A 21,593-nucleotide genomic window follows, 5' to 3' on the forward strand; every position below is an offset into this window, starting at 1 on the left:
GCACGGAGCGGCGCAGAAGTTGGCGGTCCGGAAAATTTGACGTATCTTGCCGAAAAACCGAACCAGGCATGGAACACCGACTGCAATTCATCCCGCTGCACTCCCGCCGTGACAAGGGCTGGGACGAAGCCTGGGAACTCTACGAAAACTCCTTCCCGGCGTGCGAACGCTGGGATGCCGCCGGATACGACCCGGCGTTCGACGACCCGGCGTTCGAAGCCGACGTCATCCGCCGCGGCGAGGAGTTCATCGGCCTGCTCTTCCACTGGAAGGGCAACGGATTCCACTACATCGAACACCTCGCCATATCGCCCCGTCTGCGCGGGCAGAACATGGGTTCGCAGGCCCTTGCGGCCTTCTGCGAAGGACGGCGCGTCATTCTGGAAATCGACCCGCCCGAGGACGAGATCTCGATCCGGCGGCTGCACTTCTACGAACGGCTGGGATTCGTCGCCAACCCCCACGATTACATCCACCCCTCGTTCCGACGTCCGTTCCATCCCCACCGGCTGGTGTTGATGAGCCGCCCGGAGCCGTTGACGGACGACGAAGCGCACCGGTTCGCCGACTTCATCCGCGAGCACGTCCTGCGCTACTCCGAGCACGAACATCCCGAACTCCCGCGAATCGGCTGATCCTTCACGAAACATCGTCTGGCGAGATTCTTTCCGGCAGGCACGGCGGCAAGGGAGAGAACGGGGGAAATGGGGCTGAAACTCACCTCCACCCCTCACGAAACAGGCGGCCCGCAGGTTTTTACCTGCGGGCCGCGTGCGTCATGCCGGCCGAAGCCGCCCTACAACACACCCACGAGATATTTCGTGAGAAAATAACCGCCCACCACCAACCACACGTAGAGCAGTCCGGCCAGCACGAAGGGTTTGGCTCCCGCCTGCCGGAACTTGTCGAAGCTCGTCTCGGTGCCGAGCGCCGTCATGGCCATCGTCAGCAGGAAAGTATCGAAGTATTCGATCGCTCCGTTGAACGGAATCTCCCGCACACTCTCCACCCCGCACCAGTGCTGCAACAGCGAATTGAGACAGATCACCCCGATGAATCCGAAGGCGAACCACGGAATCGTGATGCGGCTCTTTTCGGCCTTCGCCTCCTGCACAGCCGCAGCGGACTCCCTGCGGCGTCGTCCCGCCAGCGCAAAGCTCATCACCACCAGTACCGGAGCCAGCATCATCACGCGGATCATCTTCGTGATGGTCGCCGTGCCGGCGATCCCCAGCGAGTCGGTCGGGTCCATGGCATTGCCTGCGCCGGCCACGTGGGCCACCTCATGGAGCGTGCTGCCCGTATAGATCGCCACCTCGGTGTCGGTCATGCCGTCAAGGAGTCCCGTGCGGTACATCACCGGATAGAGAAACATCGAGAGGGTCCCGAAGATCACCACCGTCGAGACGGCGATCGCCGTCTTGTAGCCCTCGCACTTCACCACCGGCTCGGCGCCCAGCACCGCAGCAGCTCCGCAGATGGCGCTGCCCGTGGAGGTCATCAGCGCCGTGTCGCGGTCGATTTTCAGCAGACGTCCCAGCAGGACCCCTCCGAGGATGGTCACCGTGACAACCGTCAGGTCGACCGCCACGGCCGGAATCCCCACGGCGGCGACCTGCGCCAGCGTCAGGCGGAATCCGTAAAGGATGATGCCCCAGCGCAGCACCTGCTTCGTGCAGAACCGGATGCCGGGAACCCAGGTTTCGGGAAGCCGGTTGCGCAGGCTGTTGGCATAGAGCATGCCCAGCACGATGCCGACGATCAGCGGACTGAACGAGAGCCGTTTGACGACGGGGAAATCCGCAATATAAAACGCCGCGAACGAAAACAGAGCGATCAACAGAATGCCGTGAAGGGTGTTCGCCCGGTTGCCTTTTTTCAACATACGATAACTTTTTCTTTTTCCGGACGCAAAGATCGCACCTTTTCCCGGAACAGAGAACAAGTTTTCGTTATGCAAAATAACCACAGGTTATGAACGCCGGTATTTCCCGAAAAGGATGGCGGAAACGGAAAGGCCGGGCGGGCGGATCAGAGGTCGTTCCGCGCGAAGTCGAGGAACTGCCGCACCAGCCCCGCCGGATGCGCTTCGGCATGGACGAAAACAAAATCCCGGAGCAGTGTCAGGCCGTCCAGATCCACGATCCGCAGCGCCCCGCTGCGCAGTTCGTCGACCACCGAAAAGGCCGAAACGATCGCCATGGCATCGCTGTGGCGCACGAAACGCTTGATTCCCTCCGTCGACCCGAGGCGCAGCACGACGTTCAGCTGCGAGAGACGGATACCCCGTTCGGCTAACGCCGCGGAGATCACTTCGAGCGTTCCCGAACCGTTTTCGCGCAGCACGAGCGGAATCCGGCACAACGCCTCGGGCGTGACGGACTCCGTGCGGGCGTACGGTCCGCCCGGACGCGTCACCAGCACCAGCTCGTCGGCCCGGAACGGCGTGTAGTGCAGCCCCTGCCGGCGGCTGACGCTCTCGACCAGACCCAGGTCGATCGCATGATCGCCCAACGCCTGCTCGACCTGTCCGCTGTTGCCCGAGAGGAGCGAAACCCGCACCTGCGGAAAGCGCGTCGTGAAACGCGCCAGAAGCGGCGGAAGAAGATATTGGGCAATGGTCGTACTCGCCCCGAGACGCAGTTCGCCCTCGGTCTGTCCCGTGCAGAGGCTCATCTCGTATTCCAGACGGCGGTAGTCGTCGGCCAGACGCTCGGCCGCGTCCAGCAGCGTGCGTCCCGCGTCGGTGAGTTCCAGGCGGCTGCCCCGGCGCGTGAAGAGTTGAAGCCCGTAGCGGGCTTCGAGTTCGGCGACGTGTTTGCTGACGGCCGGCTGCGAGATGCAGAGTTGTTCGGCCGCGCGCGTGAAACTCAACGTGCGTGCCGCCGTAATGAAGACTTTGAGCCGGAAATCATCCATGGTGTCAGTCCAGATGCCCTTCGGCGGCGAATTCGGCCACCGAGCGCACGTAATGGTCGATCGTTTCGCGCATCGAGACGAACGACTTCCCGCCGGCGGCGTTCTTGTGACCTCCGCCGTTGAAGTACCGACGGGCGAAGAGGTTCACATCCACGTCACCGCGCGAACGCAGCGACACGCGGATGAACTTGCGGTGCGCAAGGAACATGGCCGACATCTTGACCTTCTTGATCGTGAGGGCGTAGTTGACGAACCCCTCGCTGTCGCCCTGCTGGAACTGAAAACGGCGCATCTCGCCCTCCAACAGCGACATGTAGGCCACCGTCCCGTTCTGGATCACCTCCATCTTGCGGTTGATGGCGTAGCCGAACAGCCGTGCCCGCCCTTCGGTATAGGCGTTGTAGACGCTGTTGTGGATGTCGGGGATGCTGATGCCCTTCTCGACCAACACCGCCACGGCGCGGAACAGCTCCGGCGTGAGGAACGAGAAGGCGAAGTTCCCCGTATCGGTCATCATGCCCACGTAGAGCAGCTCGGCCATGCTCCGCGTGATGGCCTCCGTGCCGCACATCGCCTCGATGATGCTGTACACCAGGAAGCAGGTGCTCGACGACTCCGGATAGGAGAAGGCCAGATCGAACCCTTCGCCGGGCGAAAGATGGTGGTCGATCAGCACACGCACGGCCGTGGTGTTGGACTCGATGGTCTGGCTGAGATTTTCGAGCCGCGATATGGCATTGAAATCCAGACAGAAGAGGATGTCGGCCCCGGCCACGGCCCGCGCCGCGCGCCCTTCGGTGTCGGTCTTGAAGACGACGACCTCCCCGATGCCGGGCATCCAGTCCAGGAAATAGGGGTATTTGTTCGGGACGATGCACGTGACCGCATGCCCCATCGTCCGGAGCACTTCGGCCCAGGCGAGCGACGACCCCACGGCATCGCCGTCGGGATTGGTGTGGGACAGGATGACGATGCGCTGCGCGGGGCGTGCAAGCAGCTCCCGCAGGCGTTCGATAGACTCTTTCGACAGTTTCATCGGCTCTCTACGCATTGATGGGCACGGCAAAGATACGAAAAAAGAGCGACATAGCAAATGCCGCCCCGGATCGGCGCTCCGCCGCAGAATCTCCGCCCGTCCGGCGCCCCGTGCCGCGGCGGTTTTCCATCCCGTGCGGGAGGACCGGGCGCCGCATTTCCCGGGATCACTCCCCGGCAGCGCGGCGGTCGGCGGCGTACTTGCGGCACCACGCCGCAATCCCGCACTCGGCACACTTGGGCGAGCGGGCCGTGCAGACGTAACGCCCGTGGAGGATCAGCCAGTGATGTGCGATGGGAAGCAGGTGTTTCGGGATGTTCTTTTCCAGCGTGAGTTCGGTCTGCAAGGGGGTCTTCGAGCGCGTCGTCAGGCCGAGGCGCTCCGAGACGCGGAAAACGTGCGTGTCGACCGGCATCACCTCCTTCTGCCACAGCACCGCACCCAGCACGTTGGCCGTCTTGCGCCCCACGCCCGGCAGGCGTTGCAGGGCGTCCAGATCGCTCGGAACCTCGCCCCCGAACTCCGCGCAGAGCATCCGCGCCATGCCGGCCAGATTCCGCGCCTTGTTGTTCGGGTAGGAGATGCTCCGGATGTAGGGGTAGATCTCCCCGGCCGTTGCCGCTGCCATCGCCTGCGGCGTGGGAAAGGCCTCGAACAGCGCCGGTGTGGTCATGTTGACCCGCTTGTCGGTGCATTGCGCCGAAAGAACCACGGCAACCAGCAGCTGGTAGGGATTCTCGTAGTGCAGCTCGCTCTCGGCCACGGGCATGTGCTCCGAGAACCAGGCGATGACGCCCTCGTAACGCTCTTTTGTTCTCATAGGCTTTTATTGCGTCTGAACAGCAGTTTCTTCACCAGAAAGACCGCCCCGTCGGGGCAGAGCAGCAGCCGCGGGCATTCGCACACGTCGCGCCGCCACCGCGCGAGGTACTCCCCGAGCGGCGTGTCGCCCCACGACAGCAGCCACATCGTCACCCGATGCCGCCGCCGGAGGATCCGCACGCGGTTGCGCGAACCCGTATAGCGGGCATCGAACCAGAGACTGATCCCCATGAACGAGTCGCGCCGCACGACCCGGGCCCGGCACGAACCGCCGTGGCTCACGCTCCCCGCCAAACGGCGATGCACGGCCGTCACGCGGTCGAGGAAGCAAATCCGCGAATTCCACGCGAACCACAGCCACATCGGCCAGTCGTCGGTCAGCCATTCGGGGTGCTCCTCGGGACGGATCTCGGCGTAGTAGGCCGCGATCAGCTCCCGACGGGCCAGCGTCGTGCAGTTCGGGACCGAAATGCCGAGCAGCATGTTTTCGAAATCGGTATAATGGCGGTCCGGATCCGGCAGCAGCTCGCCGCTCGCCTGCATGTATTCGTTGACCGACGTATAGCACATGCCGCACGTCGCATCCGACTCCATCACTTCGACCTGCATCTGCAATTTCCGCGGGTCGCTCCACCAGTCGTCACCGTCGCAATAGGCCACGTACTTCCCGCGGCACGCCTCGAACGTCCGCCGGTAGTTGGCCCGCCAGCCGACGTTCTCTCCGGAGGTCACCAGCCGGATCCGGTCCGGATACCGCGCGGCATAGCGTTCGCAGACCGCCCGCGTACCGTCCGTGCTGCAATCCTCGCCCACGACCAGCTCCACCCCGAAATCGGTCTGCTGCGAGAGCACACCCTCGATGGCCCGGGCCAGATAGGCTTCGTGGTTGTAGGTCGTCATGCAGACCGAGACCAGCGGATTTTCCATCGTTTCAGAGTTTGGTCAGTTTGGCAAACTTCGCCAGCAGAGTTTTCACCCCGGCGTTGTCGAAGCGGACCACCAGCTTGTGGTCCGTGGCAAGGGTCTCGATGCGCTCCACGATACCGACCCCGAAGCTCGGGTGCTCGACCCGCTGGCCGACCGCATATTCGCCGGCCGCGGCGGAGCCGCTCTCCCCGGCCGGGCGCACGCCGAGACGCCGCATCCCCTCCGTCGAGCTCCGCAACGGCTGCACCAGCGCCGGATCCGGAGCTGTCGGCCGCGGCGCGGAGCGTTGGGGCTGCGGTGCCCGCGCGAAGCGTCGCGCCGGGCCCGATTCCCCGTCCGAAGGCATTCCGAAGCTGCTGCTGCGCCCCCCGCCGCCGTAGTTTCCGGAGCCGTACCCGTTGCGGCCGGATGCGCCCGAACCGCCGGATGCACCCCCGTTGCGGGATCCGAAGCCGTTCGACGAGGCGCTGCCGCCGAAGCGCGAGGTCTGCTGTTTCTGCTGGAAGCGGTAGTCGAAGCGGCGGCGCAGTTCGTCGATGGCCGACGCACCGTCGGCGCCCGGGCGCGGCATCCGCTCTTCGCCCAGGTCGACCTCCGTCTCGACGTAACGCGGGTCGATCTCGCGCAGGAAGCAGCTCGGACGCGAAAACTCCATATTACCCCACCGGAAGCGCATTTCCGCGTAGGAGATCGTCGCCGCGACCTTCGCACGGGTCAGCGCCACGTAGAACAGGCGCCGCTCCTCCTCGATGCCGTCCGGCGTCTCGGCGGCCCGCTGCGAGGGGAAGAGGTTCTCTTCCAGGCCCACGATATAGACATATTTGTATTCGAGCCCCTTGGCCGAGTGGACCGTCATCAGCGTCACCTTGTTGCTGCTCCCGGGATCGTCCTTGTCCATGTCGGACATCAGCATCATCCCCTGCAACCACTCCTCGACGGTCGCCTCCTCCTCGGGCTGCCGTTCGCCGTTGCGGATCTCGGCGTCGCAGCGCTCCTTGAACTCCTGCATCGAATTCAGCAGTTCCTCGATGTTGTCCAGCGCCGAAGCCGCCTCCGGGGTGTTCTCCGCCCGGTAGGCCGCGAGGATTCCCGACCGCGAGGCCACTTCCAGACCGAAGTCGTAGAGACTCCTGTCGTTGCGGGCGAGCGAAAGCGATCGGATCATCGCCACGAACTCCGCAACCTTGCGCGCAATGGCCCGCTGCACGGCATCCGTCGCCGGTTCGGCGACCAGTGCGTCGACAGCCTCCCACATCGAGACGCCCCGCTGCTCCGCCAGATCGGCGATCCGCTGCACGGTCGTGTCGCCGATGCCCCGCGCCGGGCAGTTGACGATCCGCCGGAACGCCTCGTCGTCGCGCGGGTTGATCACCAGCCGAATGTAGGCCATCATGTCCTTCACCTCCTTATGGTCGTAGAACGACGAACCCTTGTAGATGCGGTAGGGAATGCCGCGGCGGCGGAGGTTGTCCTCCAGCACGGCCGACTGGTTGTTCGTGCGGTAGAGAATCACCGCCTCCGACCACTCGTCACCCGCCGCACGCACCTTGTCGCGCAGGTCCGAAACCACCATCTCGGCCTCCTCACGGTCGGTATAGGCTTTCAAAATGCGGATCTTGTCGCCCTGCGCCCCCTCCGAAAAGCACTTCTTCTCCATGCGCTTCGCGTTGTGCACGATCACCGAGTTGGCCGCCTCGACGATCGTCTGCGTCGAGCGGTAGTTCTGTTCCAGCTTGAAGACCTGCGCATCGGGGTAGTCGTTGCGGAACGAGAGGATATTCTCGATCTTCGCCCCGCGGAACGAGTAGATCGACTGCGCGTCGTCGCCCACGACGCACACCTTCGAGTGGTGCTGCGACAGCCGCCGGATGATGACGTACTGCGCATAGTTCGTGTCCTGGTACTCGTCGACCAGAATATACTGGAACTGCTCCTGGTAGCGCGCCAGCACGTCGGGGCAGTCGCGCAGCAGGATGTTCGTCTGCAAGAGCAGGTCGTCGAAGTCCATCGCGCCGTTGTGCTTGCAACGCCGGCAGTAGATGTTGTAGATGTTCCCGAACTCGGGAATCTGCATCTGCCGGTCCTCGGCGGCCAGCGAGGCGTTCGCCAGGTAGGCCCCCGGCGTGATGAGCTTGTTCTTGGCCAGCGAGATCCGCGACGCGATCGACGCCGGCTTGTACTTCTCGTCCGGGAGGTTCAGCTCCCGGATCACGGTTTTCAGCAGGTTGCGGCTGTCCGCCGAGTCGTAGATCGTGAACGACTCCGTGAAGCCGATCCGGTCGGCGTTCTCGCGCAGGATGCGCGAAAAAACCGAGTGGAACGTCCCCATGCGGATGTAACGGCTGCGGTTGTCGGGCAGCATCCCGGCAATGCGTTCGCGCATCTGCTCGGCGGCCTTGTTCGTGAAGGTCAGCGCCAGGATGTTCCACGGCTTGACACCCCGTTCGATCATGTAGGCGATGCGCGAGGTCAGCACCCGCGTCTTCCCGGACCCCGCCCCGGCGATGATCAGCGACGGCGAGTCGTAGTTGACCACGGCCGCGCGCTGCGCCGGATTCAGCCCCTGCAATATCGGTGATTCGTTGGATTCCATACCCGCAAAGGTAATAAGAAATCGACGAAGAGCGCCTTTCGCACCCACTATTTTTCCGGCATCCGGCCGTCTGCGGCCGCAGGCGCTCCGGGATGGTTCGGGGGCCTGACCGGGAGGGGTGCATCCGTCGGCCGGCTGCCGGGGACTTCCGGAACGGAAAAACGCTCGGGAAGGATCATATTTTTTCAAATAAAATAATATCTTTGCATTCGAATCGTTAAAAAGGTAGCGACAACACCCGCCATCCCGATCGAATCCCCGGATCCCGGTCCGCCCGAGGCTCCGTGCTCCCTGTCCCGCGCCCGGAAAACCCGTCGGAACGAGCACGAACGATGCGGCCCCCAAAAAGGAGAGACGGCTCACCGCCGGGATGCAGCAGATGATCCGAAACAAAAACAGACATAACACCATGAGCGAAGTCATCAACATCAAGGAACTCAACGAGCGTATCGAACGCGAATCGGTCTTCGTCGATACGCTGCGCACCGAAATGGGCAAGGTCATCGTGGGACAGAGCCATCTGGTCGACACGCTGCTGATCGGCCTGCTCTCCAACGGCCACATCCTCCTCGAGGGTGTCCCCGGACTGGCCAAAACCCTGGCCATCACCACGCTGGCCAAAGCCGTCGACGCCGGGTTCTCCCGCATCCAGTTCACCCCCGACCTGCTGCCCGCCGACCTCATCGGTACGCTGATCTACTCGCAGAAGAGCGAGGATTTCGTCGTCCGCAAGGGCCCGATCTTCGCCAACTTCGTCCTCGCCGACGAGATCAACCGTTCGCCGGCCAAAGTGCAGTCGGCGCTGCTCGAAGCCATGCAGGAGCGTCAGGTGACCATCGGAGACAACACCTATCCGCTGCCGCAGCCCTTCCTGGTGCTGGCCACCCAGAACCCCCTCGAACAGGAGGGTACCTATCCCCTGCCCGAGGCCCAGGTCGACCGTTTCATGCTCAAAGCCAAGATCTCCTACCCCAAGAAGCAGGAGGAGCGCGACATCGTGCGCATGAACCTCTCGGGGGCCGGAATGCCCCGGGTCAACAAGGTCATCACCCCGGAGGACATCGTCAAGGCCCGCAAGGTCGTCGAGGACGTCTACATGGACGAGAAGATCGAAAAGTACATCGTCGACATCATCTTCGCCACCCGCGAACCGGCCGAGTACAACTTGCAGAAGTTGCAGAACCTGATCGCCTACGGCGGCTCGCCCCGTGCGTCGATCTCGCTCGCCAAGGCCGCCCGCGCCTACGCCTTCATCCGCCGCCGCGGGTACGTCATCCCCGAGGACGTGCGCGCCGTCTGCCACGACGTCCTCCGCCACCGAATCGGTCTCACCTACGAGGCCGAGGCCGAGAACATCACCACCGAGGAGATCATCACCGACATCCTCAACAACGTAATGGTTCCCTGACGATGCAGGAGAGCGAGAACGATATTCTCAAACGGGTCCGCAAGATCGAGATCAAGACCCGCGGTCTGTCGAACGAGATCTTCGCCGGAAAGTACCATACGGCTTTCCGCGGACGGGGCATGTCGTTTTCCGAGGTCCGCGAGTACCGTGCGGGCGACGACGTGCGCGACATCGACTGGAACGTCACGGCCCGGTCGCGCAAACCCCATATCAAGGTCTACGAGGAGGAGCGCGAACTGACGATGATGCTCCTGGTCGACGTCTCGGCCTCGCGCCTGTTCGGGACCACCGGACGCCTGAAAAAGAACATCATCACCGAAATCGCCGCCGTGCTGGCCTTCTCCGCCGCGCAGAACAACGACAAGGTCGGCTGCATCTTCTTCTCCGACCGCGTCGAGAAGTTCATACCCCCGAAGAAGGGCCGCAGCCACATCCTGATGATCATCCGCGAACTGATCGGCTTCCGCCCCGAATCCCAGGGCACATGCCTCTCCGAACCGCTCCGCTTCCTGACGAACGTCAACAAGAAACACTGCACGACGTTCATCCTCTCGGACTTCATGGATGCGTCGGGCGACCGCGCGGCGCTGGACGACGCCCTGAAAATCGCCGGCAGCAAGCACGATCTGGTCGGCATCCGCGTCTACGACCCCCGCGAAACGGAGCTTCCCGACGTCGGAATCGTCGAACTGCGCGACGCCGAAAGCGGCCGCAAGGTCTGGGTCGACACCTCCTCGCGCGCCGTGCGCGACCACTACGCCGCCTCGTGGCGCGCGTTGAGCGACGAAATCGACGCCACGCTCAAACACAACCGCATCGACACGGCGACGATCTCCACCGACGGCGACTACGTGGCCGAACTGATGAAACTGTTCAAACAACGATGAAACGACTCTTCGCAACAGCCCTGCTCGGTGCTCTGGCCCTCGCGGCATCCGGCGTCCGCGCCCAGGAGACGCCCGTGGTCACGGCGCATGTCGAACCCGACAGCATCATGATCGGCGACCGCTTCGACTACGTCATCGACGTCGAGAAAGACCTCGTGCAGGTGATCGACTTCCCGGTGTTCGACCCCCGCGACGGGAAGGTCGAACTGGTGGAGGATTACCCCGTGGATACGCTCGAACGCGACGGGCGGAGACTCAAACTCCGCAAGCGCTACCGCATGGCCGCCTTCGAGGAGGGGATGTACAACCTCGGCACCGCGGAGGTCCTCTACGCCGACAAGAACATCCTCGACACGCTCCGCAGCCGCGATTCGGTCTACCTCGAAGTCGCAACCTTCCAGATCGACTCCACCTCGCAGTCGATCTACGACCTCAAACCCCAGAAGACCCTGCCGTTCCGGCTCCGAGAAATCCAGGGCTACCTGCTCTGGGGTCTTGCACTGCTGCTGCTCCTCGCGGCCGGAGCCTACGCCCTGTACCGCTGGCTGGCCAAACGCGGAAAGCGCTTCGGCGACCTCTTCAAACCGGCGCCGCCGCTGCCGCCGCACGTCGCCGCCATCCAGGCACTCGAAACGCTCCACAACCAGAAGCTCTGGCAGAACAACCGCCACAAGCAATACTATTCGGGGATGACCGACATCCTGCGCACCTACATTGCGGCCCGTTGGGGCGTGGGAGCCATGGAGATGACCTCGGACGAGATCATCGGGTCGATGCGGGGCGAGGAGCTCCCGGACAAGGCCCGCATGGATCTGACGTCGATCCTGCGCGATGCCGACCTGGTGAAGTTCGCCAAAGCCACGCCCGATGCCGAGCAGAACGAGTCGGACTATCTGAAAGCCTACTATTTCGTCGAGGAGACCAAACTCGTCGAGGAGGAGACGGCTCCCGCAGAGCCCGATCCGATGCAGAACTAAACGACACAACGATGTACAAGCCACTTTATATCACGCTCCTGTTGCTGTTCACGGCCGCGGCGGTTCAGGCCCAGCGGCTGCCCGAACGCTCGCTCGTGCGGAAGGGAACCCGTCAGTACAACAAGGGGAACTACGAACAGGCAATCGGTCGTTACGAGGAGGCGTTGAAGGCCGCCCCGGGACAGTTCGAGGCCACCTACGACCTCGGAAACGCCCTCTACAAGGCCGAACGCTTCGACCGCGCCGAACAGACCATGATGCAGGCCGCCGCCGATTCGCTGCGTTCCGACACGGAGCGGGCCGAGGCGTTCTACAACCTCGGAAACGCCCGGTTCAAGCAGCAGAAGTACAAGGAGGCGCTCGAAAGCTACAAGCAGTCGCTGCGGCTGAATCCCGGAGACATGGAGGCCAAGTACAACTACGCCTACACCAAGCGGCTGCTGGACCAGAATCAGGACCGGAACGGCGGCGGAGGGAACGATCAGCAGAATCAGGATCAGAACCAACAGAACCAGAACGGCCAGAATCAGGATCAGCAGAACCAGCAGGATCAGCAGAATCAGGACCAGCAGGACCAGCAGGACCAGCAGAACCAGCAGGATCGGCAGGATCGGAACGACGGTCAGGATTCCCCGAAACCCGACCGGCCGCAGGAGGGCGAAGGACAGCCCACCCCCTCGGGAATCTCCCCGCAGGAGCAGGAGCAGATGCTCGACGCCATTCAGGCCCAGGAGGACCGCACGCAGGAGAAACTCAAAGAGAAGAACAAGGGGGTCGTGGTCCGCGGCCGGAAAAACTGGTAAAAACGTTTGTCAACCATGCATTTCGCATCTCCATACTACCTTTGGCTGCTCGTGCTGCTCGTGCCGATGGCCGGCTACTACGTCTGGCGCACGCTGCAAGGCGGCGCCGCGATTCAGATTTCGAGCGTGCGCGGCGTCGCCAACGCCCCGCGCACGATGCGCTACTACCTGCGGCATCTGCCCTTCGTGCTGCGCGCCGCAGCCTTCGCACTGCTCGTCGTGGCCCTGGCCCGCCCGCAGGACATCGAACAGAACGTCTCGACCAACACCGAAGGCATCGACATCATGCTGACGATCGACGTCTCGGGATCGATGCTCGCCCGCGACTTCAAGCCCGACCGCATCACGGCCGCCAAGGAGGTCGCCGGATCCTTCATCGCCGACCGCTACGGCGACCGCATCGGACTGGTGGCCTTCGCCGGCGAAGCCTTCACGCAGAGTCCGCTGACCACCGATCAGAGTACGCTGCAAACCCTCCTGTCGCGCATCCGCAGCGGACTGATCGAGGACGGCACGGCCATCGGAAACGGACTGGCCACGGCCATCAACCGGCTGCGGGAGAGCGATGCCAAGTCGAAGGTCGTGATCCTGCTGACCGACGGCGTGAACAACCGCGGCGAGATCACCCCCATGACCGCCGCCGAAATCGCCCGGGCACAGAACATCCGCGTCTATACGATCGGCGTGGGAACGGAGGGCATGGCGCCCTATCCGGCCGTGGACATGTTCGGCAACATCACCTATGTCAAACAGAAGGTCGAGATCGACGAAAAAACCTTGACGGCCATGGCCGACATGACCGGCGGAAAGTACTTCCGCGCCACGGACAACGCCAAGCTCAAAGCCATCTACGACGAAATCAACCAACTGGAAAAAAGCAAGGTCGAAGTGCTGGAACACATCTCCTACCACGAGCTCTTCCTCGTGTGGGTGCTCGCCGCGCTGGGCCTGCTGCTCGCGGAGTTCCTGCTGTCGAACCTCGTGCTGAAACGTATCCCGTAAAAGAATCCCGTCATGTTCCGTTTTGCCAATCCGCAATATCTCTGGCTGCTGCTCGCCCTCCCGGCGCTGCTGGTCCTCTTCGGGCTCGCGGCCCGCAGCCGGCGCAAACGCCTCGAACGCTTCGGGCGCCCCGAGGTGCTCGGCGAACTGATGCCCGAAGTCTCGACCGGGCGCGTGGCGCTCCGCTTCCTGCTTTTCTGCCTGGCCCTGACGTGCGTCATCCTCGCGGCCGCACGCCCCCAGTTCGGCTCGAAGCTCCGCGAGGAGAAGGCACAAGGCATCGAAATGATGCTCACGGTCGACATCTCGAACTCGATGCTCGCCGAGGATTTCCAGCCCAACCGCCTCGAACGCACGAAATACGCCATCGGCAAACTCTTCGAGGGTTTGCAGCAGGACCGTGTGGGTCTGGTGGTCTTCGCCGGAGAACCCAAAGTGCAGCTGCCCATCACGTCGGACTACCGCATGGCCCGAGCCTTCACGCGGAAGATCGACCCGTCGCTCGTCGCCGAACAGGGAACAGCCATCGGCAAGGCCCTGGAACAGGCCCTGCTGGCCTTTTCGAGCGACACGGAGCAGAGCCACGGCCGCGTCATCATCCTGATCACCGACGGTGAAAACCACGAAGACGACGCCATCGCCGTGGCCAAACGCGCCGCCGAAATGGGCGTCAGGATCTTCACCATCGGCATCGGAACCCCCGAAGGCGCCCCGATTCAGATCGGCGGCGAATTCATCAAGGACGAAAAGGGCGAGATGGTCGTCTCGAAACTCAACGAGGAGATGCTGGCGCAGATCGCCGACATCACCGGCGGCGCCTATGTGCGCGCAACGAAGCAGTCGATCGGGCTGGACGAGATCGTCAGGACGATCAACGACATGGAACAGACGGAGCTCTCGACGATCCGTTTCGAGGAGTTCAACGAACAATATCAGTATCTGCTGATCGCCGCGCTGGTGCTGCTGCTGGCGGAGTTCCTGATCCTCGACCGCCGGAACCCGGTGCTGGCGCACCTGAACATTTTTCGTGAAAAACAGAACTCTGGAAACCCGTTATGACCCGGATTAAGGATAAATGCGTGTTGATCACCGGTGCCGGTTCGGGCATCGGGCGCATCATGGGACGGCTGGCCCTCGAAAAAGGGGCGCGCAAGGTGGTCGTCTGGGACCTCAACGAACAGAACATCGCCGCCTCGCTGGCGGAGTATGCCGCGCCGGACCGCACGGCCGGATACCGCGTCGACGTCTCCGATCCGCAGCAGGTGGCCGACACCTTCGCGCGGACCTGCCGCGAATGCGGCGAGGTCGGCATCCTGATCAACTGCGCCGGCATCATCACCGGCAACAAGACCTTCGACTGCCAGACGGTCGGAGAGATCCGCCGCACGATGGATGTCAACGCCACGGCACCGATGGTGCTGGCGTTGCAGGCCCTGCCGGCGATGATCGCCCGCAACGAAGGACACATCTGCAACATCGCCTCGGCCGCCGGCATGATCTCGAACCCCCGCATGTCGGTCTACGCCGCCAGCAAATGGGCCGTCATCGGATGGTCCGACTCCCTGCGCATCGAGTTGCAGGAGGCCCGCAGCGGCGTGCACGTCACGACCGTCGCCCCCTACTACATCGATACGGGGATGTTCCGCGGCGTGCATTCGCGCCTCGTGCCGATCCTCGACCCCGAAAAGACGGCCCGGAAGATCATCCGCGCCATCGAACGCAACCGCGATTTCCGGGGCATTCCGTGGGGATTCCACCTGATCCGTTTCGTGCAGGGCATCCTCCCCACGTCGTGGTTCGACCGCATCATCGGCCATTGGGCCGGCATCTACCACACGATGGACCACTTCACCGGACGCAAATAACCCCTCTCCGCCAGCCATGACACTCGAAAACACCCCCACCGCACGCATCGAGGCCCTTGCCGCGGCCCAGAAAGCCTGTTTCCGCTCGGGAGCCACGCTCCCCGAGAAGTTCCGCCGCACGATGCTGCGCCGGCTGGATGCCGCCCTCACCAACTGGGAGCAGCGGCTCTGCGACGCCCTGTGGCAGGACCTGCACAAATCGCGCGAGGAGGCCGTCCTCACCGAGTTGAGCATCGTGCGGGGCGAGATCCGGCAGCATCTGCGCCACCTCCGGCGGTGGATGCGTCCCGAAAGGCGTCCGACACCGCTCAAACTCCTGCCCGCAAAGAGCTGCGTCCTCTCCGAGCCGCTCGGGCAGGCGCTGATCGTCTCGCCGTGGAACTATCCCGTGCAGCTGCTGCTGAATCCCCTCGTGGGGGCCATCTCGGCCGGGTGCACCGCGATGCTGAAACCCTCGCCCTACACGCCGGCCGTAGCCCGCACGATCGAGGCGATGATCCACGAAATCTTCGACGAGGAGTATGTCGCCGTCGTGCAGGGCAACCGCGAGGTAAACAAGCAACTCTTCGCCCTGCGTTGGGACGTGATCTTCTTCACGGGAAGCCCCGACCTGGGGCGGCAGGTCATGGAGGCCGCGGCGCGGCATCTGACGCCCGTGGTGCTCGAACTCGGCGGCAAGAGCCCCTGCATCGTCGACCGCGGCGCCGACATCGACGTGGCGGCCCGGCGCATCGCCTGGGGCAAGACGCTCAACGCCGGACAGACCTGTATCGCTCCCGACTATCTGCTCATCCACCGTTCGTTGCAGGAGCCGTTCGTCAAGGCCTACGCAGAGGCCCTGCGGCGGCTGCACGGCGACGACGCCCGCCAGAGTCCTCACTACGTGCGGCTGGTCAACGACCGCGCCTTCGAGCGGGTCGCCGGATACATCCGACAGGGCAAGGTGCTGGTCGGCGGAAGCACGGACGCCGCGGAACGCTATATCGAACCGACGCTGCTCGCGGAGGTAGACCCCGCGGCCCCGGTCATGCAGGAGGAGATCTTCGGCCCGGTGCTGCCGATGCTGACCTTCGAGCGGATCGACGAGGCTGCGGCGTTCATCACCGGGCGCGAGAAACCGCTGGCCCTCTATTACTTCGGACCGGAGAAGAAGGGGCAAGAGGTATTGCGGCGCACCTCGTCGGGCGGCTCGTGTCTCAACGACACGATCATGCACATCGCCAACGACCGCATGCCCTTCGGCGGCGTCGGGAACTCGGGCATGGGGCGTTATCACGGCCGCGAGAGTTTCGACGCCTTCTCCCACCGCCGCGCCGTGTTGAGTTCGCCCAAAAGGTTCGATCTCCCGTTCCGCTACCCGCCCTACAAGGGATTCCGCTGGGTGGAGAAGATCCTTTGAAAAATGGACAATTGAAAATTGAGAATCGAAAATTGAAAATAACGGAAGAGGGGGGGGCAAAGGCGGCGCATGCACGGCCTACTCTGTCCGGCGACAGAAAAACACCGCACAAAGGCCCCGATCCCGCAATTTTTCCCTATCTTTGCACCGCAGGCCCGCTCTGTCGCTGCCGGCCACAGGCCGGGGGAGGAAAGTCCGGGCAACACAGAGCGCCACGCAAGCTAACGACTTGATGGCCGTGAGGTCATGGGAGCGTAACAGAAAACAACCGCCGGTAAAGGCGTCCGGGCGGGGCCGACGAGCCGAAAGGCCGCAGGATCCGTCGCCCGGAATTTCCGATCGGTAAGGGTGAAAAGGCGGGGTAAGAGCCCACCGCGGAGGCAGTGATGTCATCCGGCCGTACGTCCCGTGGGTTGCAAGACCATGTATACCGGCAATTAAGGGTTGCTCGTCCGATGCCGGGGGGTAGGTTGCTGGAGGCGGCAGGTGACTGCCGTCGTAGATAAATGACAGAGGCCCGGAGTTCGCTCCGGGAACAGAACCCGGCTTACAGGACCTGCACGTCAAAGGGGAGATCTTCGTTCGGAAGATCTCCCCTTGCTGTTTTGCCGCCCCGGAAATCTGCCCCGGAATCCCGTTTTGCAGCCCCGGAGACCGCTCCTCTACATCAGCCCCATGCGCTTGCGGGCAAAGGGCATGACCCACGCCGGCGCCTGCTGCTGCGACAGCAGGTCGCGCATGTAGTCCATGTAGGGCTCCGCGTGGCGGAAATAGGCCTTCAAGCCCTCGCAGAGCGAATTCTTGCGACAGCCGTCCGAACCCGTCTCGAAGCGGTGCTTCGGGCATTCGCCCCGGCAGGCGAAGTAGTATTTGCAGCGCAGACATTCCGCAGGCAGGGCGTTGCGCTTCGCCAGGCCGAAGTCGCGGCGCTTCTTCGAGCGGTAGATCTCCGCGAGCGTCGTCTCGCGGATGTTGCCCAGCAGGTATTCGGGGTAGACGAAGTGGTCGCACGAATAGACGTCGCCGTTGTGCTCGACGACCAGTGCGTCGCCGCACGTCTCGCCCATCGAGCAGACCCCCGGCTGCACACCGCACCACTGCGCCAGCGTGGCGTCGAACATCTGCACGAAGGTACGCCCCACATCGCTCACGACCCACTCGTCGAAGATGTCGCACAGGAACTTCCCGTACCCTTCGGCCGTGACGGACCATTCGGCCAGCCGCGCCCCTTCGCGCTCCGGGGAGACGATCAGCGGGCGGTGGAAACCCTCCACATCGACGACATGTTCGACGGCCGGCAGGAACTGCATGTATTTGCTGTGCACCTCGTCGCGGAAGAAGCGGTAGATCTCCCCGCCGCGCCCCTCGCAGAGGCGGTTCACGACGCTCAACGTATTGTACTCCACGCCGCCGTGCCGGAACATCGAAACCGTCTGCATCACCCGCTCGAAGGTCGGCTTGCCGCCCTTCGTCACACGAAAGGCGTCGTGGATCTCCTGCGGTCCGTCGAGCGAGATGCCCACCAGGAAGTTGTTCCCGGCAAAGAGGTCGCACCACGCCTCGTCGACCAGCGTGCCGTTGGTCTGCAACGTGTTCTCGATCCGCTTGCCGTCGGCATATTTTTGCTGCAACTCCATCGCTTTCCGGTAGAATTCGAGGCCCAGCAGCAGCGGTTCGCCGCCGTGCCAGCAGAACTGCACGGTATCCACCTGGTTGGCTTCGATATACTGGCGGATGTAAAGTTCGAGCAGTTCGTCGCTCATCACCGCCTGCCGACCGCCGTACTGCACGGCCTTGTCCAGATAGTAGCAGTAGTGGCAGTCGAGGTTGCAGGTCGAACCGGCGGGTTTGAGCATCGTCGTGAAGGCCACCAGGCCCACCTGCTTCTCGGCGTCCCGAAAGGTAAATATATCCTTGTTTTTCATCGGCAGCGTTTTTCGGGCGGAAGCACAAATCCGCACTCCGTCCCGGATCTTTCCGACAAAGATAGGAAAAGCCCGGCGCAAAAAGAGCCGATTCACCCGGAATTTTTGCCGGATGGCCCCCGTGTTTTCCAAAAAAGGCGGCCGAACCCGCAAAAAAGATTATCTTTACCGACTGAAACCTCACGCCTCACGATGGACCTTCGGAAAACAGCCGTTCTGGGTGCCCTCTGTACCCTCTGTGCCCTCTTCGCCGCACAGGTGCAGGCACAATCGGGAAGCGTCCGCTTCCGCGTGGCCGACCGTGCGACGCGCGAGGCCGTTATCGGCGCCGTGGCCGAACTCCGCAGCCGAGGCGACTCGTCCGCCGCTCCGCTCTACACCGCTTCGGGCAGCGACGGACGCGGCTCCTTCCAGCGGATCCCGGCCGGCGACTACCGGCTGACGATCTCCTCGCTCGGGTACGACTCCCTGCACCGCGACCTGCGGGTCGCCGCAGCCGAGGTCATCCTCGACTCGCTGTGGCTCACGCCCCGCGCCGAGGCCATCGACGACGTGGTGATCGAAACCCCGGCCCTGCGCTCGTCCGTACACGGCGACACGCTCTCCTACCACGCCGCGGCCTACAAGGTCGCCTTCGGGGCCGATGCCGGGTCGCTCCTCGCGAAGATGCCCGGATTGGAGATCGCCGACGGCGGAATCGCCGCACAGGGCCGCAACATCCGGCGCGTCTACGTCGACGGCCGCGAATTCTTCGGCAACGACGTCCTGTCGGCCATCCGCAACATCCCGGCCGACATGATCGAGAGCATCGACATCTTCAACACCCAGAGCGACCAGTCGGAATTCACGGGCGTCGACACCGGCGAGGGATTCACCGCCCTGAACATCGTCACCCGTCCCGACAAGCGCCGCGGCGCCTTCGGACGTCTCTACGGCGCCTACGGCATCCCGGACAAGTACATCGGCGGCGGCAACGTCAACATCTTCAATCAGGACCGCCGCATCACCATAATCGGGCTGGTGAACAACGTCAGCCGCCAGAACTTCTCGTTCGAGGACATCCTCGGGACCACCGAGGAGGCGAACGGCACGGCCGCCAACAAGAACTTCATGGTCAAGCCCCTGGACGGCATCTCGACGGTCCAGGCCCTGGGCGTCAATTACAGCGACGACTGGGGATCGAAGGCCAAGATCGCCGCCAGCTACTTCTTCAACCGCACGGACAACCGCAACGTCAGTCAGACCGAGAAGCAGAGCTTCACCTCGACCGACAAACTCGTGCTCTACGACGACGAAAACACGTCGCAGGCGCTGAACCTCAACCACCGCTTCAATTCGCGCCTCGACTACAAGATCGCGGCAGACCACTCGCTGATGATGCGCACGTCGTTCAGCGTTCAGGACAACGACAGCCGCAACGAACTCCGCAGCCGCACGGACAACCGCTTCTCCGAGGAGGACATCCGCTTCGTCTACCGCCGCCGCAACTTCGGCGACAACGACAGCCGGGGCCTCAACTTCTCGAACCAGATCCTCTACCGCTACCGCCTGCCGGGCAAGACATCGCAGAACCTCACGCTCGGCGTCGGAGGCAGCTACCGCGGCTACGAACAGTTGAGCCAGCCCCGTCAGTACACCTTCCGGGACCCGGACGACACGGCCTGCGACACGACCGCCTACTCCTCGCGCAACATCTCCCGCACGGACCGCGACCAGCCCGGATATCAGATCTACGGATCGGCCAGCTACACCCGTTCGCTGACCAAACGCTCGCGCATGAGCCTCGAATACCGCTGCTCCTATGCCGAAAACAGCGTCGAGCGCAACACCTATGTGCTCACCGCCGAAAACCTCTTCCCGACGGAGCGCAACCCGAAACAGTCGGCCGAATACGGCTATTCGTACCTGACCCACCGTGTGGGCGCCACCTACCAGTACCGCTTCCGAAAGACCAAAGTGGCCACAACGCTCTATTACCAGCACGACGGATTTTCGGGGAATTACGTCATCCCCTATCCGACCGGGACCGAGCGGACGTTCGACAACCTGACCTACAATGCCGTGGCGGAGATCTCCATCAACCGGAACAACACACTGAAATTCAACGCATCGGGACGCACATCGAACCCCCGGGCCACGGATTTGCAGAACATCGTCAACACCACGAACCGCCAGAACGTCGTGGCCGGAAACCCGGGGCTCGATCCCGTCTACACCCACCGGATCTCGGGACAATACATCCGCACGAACCCCGAACGGGGCCGCACCTTCACCCTCTCGGCCGAATTCGCCGCCAGCCCCAACACCGTTGCCGACTCGCTGGTAATCGACACCCCGGCGTTCGTCATCGACGACGAGGGGACCGCACTGGGCGAAGGCAACCAGTTCGTCCGCCCGGTCAACCTCGCGGGCTACCGCAACCTCCGCGCACAGATCAACTACGGATTCCCGGTGCGGTGGCTGCGCTCGAACCTCAACCTCCGGGCCGGGATCTCCGCGGGACGCCTGCCCAGCATCATCAACGGCGTGCGCAACAACCTCGCAAACCGCGCCTACAACCTCGGCGCCGTGCTCGGCAGCAACATCTCCGAAGCCGTCGACTTCCGCATCAGCTACACCGGAAGCTATCAGGAGAGCCGCAGCTCCTCGCAGGTGCGCTCCATCGACAACACCTACTTCAACCAGCAGGCCCGGGCCGAGACGACCTTCGTCATCCGCAACCGCTTCGTCATCCGCGCCAACGCCGACTACGACCACTACCGCGGCATCACCGATCCGTTCCTCGAAGAGCGGCTGATCTGCAACGCGATGCTGGGCGTGAAGCTCTTCCGAAACCGCCTCGGGGAGATCAGCGTCGGCGTCAACGACCTGCTCGACCAGAACCGCACGACCTTCCGCCGCGCCGTCACCGGCACGACGCTCCGCTACGTCACGAACCTCGCCGTGGGACGCTACGTGGCATTCCAGCTCACCTACAACCTCCGCGTCTACAAACGGACCGGAATCCCGGGCCTCACAGCCCCCTGAAAA

Annotated in this window: 17 protein-coding genes and 1 other RNA gene; 11 read left to right on the plus strand and 7 right to left on the minus strand. The window is 63.3% G+C overall.

Features of this window, described 5'->3' with window-relative positions; genetic code table 11:
• Positions 1-68: 68 nt before the first annotated feature.
• Positions 69-635, plus strand: coding sequence for a GNAT family N-acetyltransferase (locus tag B5G16_RS00465; RefSeq protein ID WP_087260000.1), 567 nt, complete (start codon positions 69-71; stop codon positions 633-635).
• A gap of 161 nt (positions 636-796) precedes the next feature.
• Here B5G16_RS00465 and B5G16_RS00470 read toward each other — a convergent pair whose 3' ends face one another.
• The 6 genes from B5G16_RS00470 to B5G16_RS00495 all read right to left on the minus strand — a co-directional run bounded on the left by B5G16_RS00470 (position 797) and on the right by B5G16_RS00495 (position 8,297).
• A complete protein-coding gene (locus B5G16_RS00470; protein WP_087260002.1) occupies positions 797-1,885 on the minus strand; it encodes a YeiH family protein in 1,089 nt (362 codons plus the stop codon).
• 146 nt (positions 1,886-2,031) lie between these two features.
• Complete coding sequence (locus tag B5G16_RS00475; RefSeq protein WP_087260004.1) at positions 2,032-2,919, minus strand: LysR family transcriptional regulator; 888 nt, start codon at positions 2,917-2,919, stop codon at positions 2,032-2,034.
• A 4-nt stretch (positions 2,920-2,923) separates the two neighbouring features.
• Positions 2,924-3,955: a DHH family phosphoesterase gene (locus tag B5G16_RS00480; RefSeq protein ID WP_087260006.1), complete on the minus strand. Its 1,032-nt coding sequence runs from the start codon at positions 3,953-3,955 to the stop codon at positions 2,924-2,926.
• Positions 3,956-4,121: 166 nt separating this feature from the next.
• A complete protein-coding gene (gene nth, locus B5G16_RS00485) occupies positions 4,122-4,775 on the minus strand; it encodes an endonuclease III (protein ID WP_087260008.1) in 654 nt (217 codons plus the stop codon).
• Positions 4,772-5,704 carry a glycosyltransferase gene (locus B5G16_RS00490; RefSeq protein ID WP_087260010.1) on the minus strand — a complete coding sequence of 311 codons (933 nt, stop codon included), beginning with the start codon at positions 5,702-5,704 and terminating at the stop codon, positions 4,772-4,774. The genes nth and B5G16_RS00490 overlap by 4 nt, the downstream gene beginning before the upstream one ends.
• Positions 5,705-5,708: 4 nt before the next feature.
• Positions 5,709-8,297 carry a UvrD-helicase domain-containing protein gene (locus tag B5G16_RS00495; RefSeq protein ID WP_087260012.1) on the minus strand — a complete coding sequence of 863 codons (2,589 nt, stop codon included), beginning with the start codon at positions 8,295-8,297 and terminating at the stop codon, positions 5,709-5,711.
• Between the two features lie 409 nt (positions 8,298-8,706).
• On the opposite strand from B5G16_RS00495, the gene B5G16_RS00500 reads away from it, so the two are divergent.
• The 9 genes from B5G16_RS00500 (at position 8,707) to rnpB (ending at position 17,204) form a co-directional block, all read left to right on the plus strand.
• On the plus strand, positions 8,707-9,705 hold the full coding sequence (locus B5G16_RS00500; RefSeq protein WP_087260502.1) for an AAA family ATPase: 999 nt from the start codon (positions 8,707-8,709) through the stop codon (positions 9,703-9,705).
• A 2-nt stretch (positions 9,706-9,707) separates the two neighbouring features.
• Positions 9,708-10,592 carry a DUF58 domain-containing protein gene (locus B5G16_RS00505; protein ID WP_087260014.1) on the plus strand — a complete coding sequence of 295 codons (885 nt, stop codon included), beginning with the start codon at positions 9,708-9,710 and terminating at the stop codon, positions 10,590-10,592.
• Positions 10,589-11,569, plus strand: a complete 981-nt coding sequence (locus B5G16_RS00510) for a hypothetical protein (protein WP_087260016.1) — start codon at positions 10,589-10,591, stop codon at positions 11,567-11,569. Before B5G16_RS00505 ends, B5G16_RS00510 begins: the two co-directional genes overlap by 4 nt.
• 11 nt (positions 11,570-11,580) lie before the next feature.
• Positions 11,581-12,372, plus strand: a complete 792-nt coding sequence (locus B5G16_RS00515; RefSeq protein ID WP_087260018.1) for a tetratricopeptide repeat protein — start codon at positions 11,581-11,583, stop codon at positions 12,370-12,372.
• A 15-nt stretch (positions 12,373-12,387) separates the two neighbouring features.
• A complete protein-coding gene (locus B5G16_RS00520) occupies positions 12,388-13,374 on the plus strand; it encodes a vWA domain-containing protein (RefSeq protein ID WP_087260019.1) in 987 nt (328 codons plus the stop codon).
• Positions 13,375-13,386: 12 nt separating this feature from the next.
• Entirely contained in the window at positions 13,387-14,433 is a 1,047-nt protein-coding gene (locus tag B5G16_RS00525) for a VWA domain-containing protein (RefSeq protein ID WP_087260021.1), read from the plus strand.
• Positions 14,430-15,239: an SDR family oxidoreductase gene (locus B5G16_RS00530; protein ID WP_087260023.1), complete on the plus strand. Its 810-nt coding sequence runs from the start codon at positions 14,430-14,432 to the stop codon at positions 15,237-15,239. Before B5G16_RS00525 ends, B5G16_RS00530 begins: the two co-directional genes overlap by 4 nt.
• A 16-nt stretch (positions 15,240-15,255) precedes the next feature.
• A complete protein-coding gene (locus B5G16_RS00535; protein WP_087260025.1) occupies positions 15,256-16,638 on the plus strand; it encodes an aldehyde dehydrogenase in 1,383 nt (460 codons plus the stop codon).
• A gap of 147 nt (positions 16,639-16,785) precedes the next feature.
• Positions 16,786-17,204: RNase P RNA component class A (gene rnpB, locus B5G16_RS00540), an RNA gene on the plus strand.
• A 96-nt stretch (positions 17,205-17,300) separates the two neighbouring features.
• Here the strand turns inward: rnpB and B5G16_RS00545 are convergent.
• Entirely contained in the window at positions 17,301-18,563 is a 1,263-nt protein-coding gene (locus B5G16_RS00545; RefSeq protein ID WP_087260026.1) for an anaerobic sulfatase-maturation protein, read from the minus strand.
• Between the two features lie 192 nt (positions 18,564-18,755).
• Between B5G16_RS00545 and B5G16_RS00550 the strand changes: the two genes are divergently transcribed.
• The gene (locus tag B5G16_RS00550) at positions 18,756-21,590 is read left to right on the plus strand and encodes an outer membrane beta-barrel protein (RefSeq protein ID WP_087260028.1); all 2,835 of its coding nucleotides are present in this window, start codon (positions 18,756-18,758) and stop codon (positions 21,588-21,590) included.
• The last annotated feature ends 3 nt before the right edge of the window (positions 21,591-21,593 follow it).

The organism is Alistipes sp. An66, from assembly GCF_002161445.1.
Taxonomy (GTDB): Bacteria; Bacteroidota; Bacteroidia; order Bacteroidales; family Rikenellaceae; genus Alistipes; species Alistipes cottocaccae.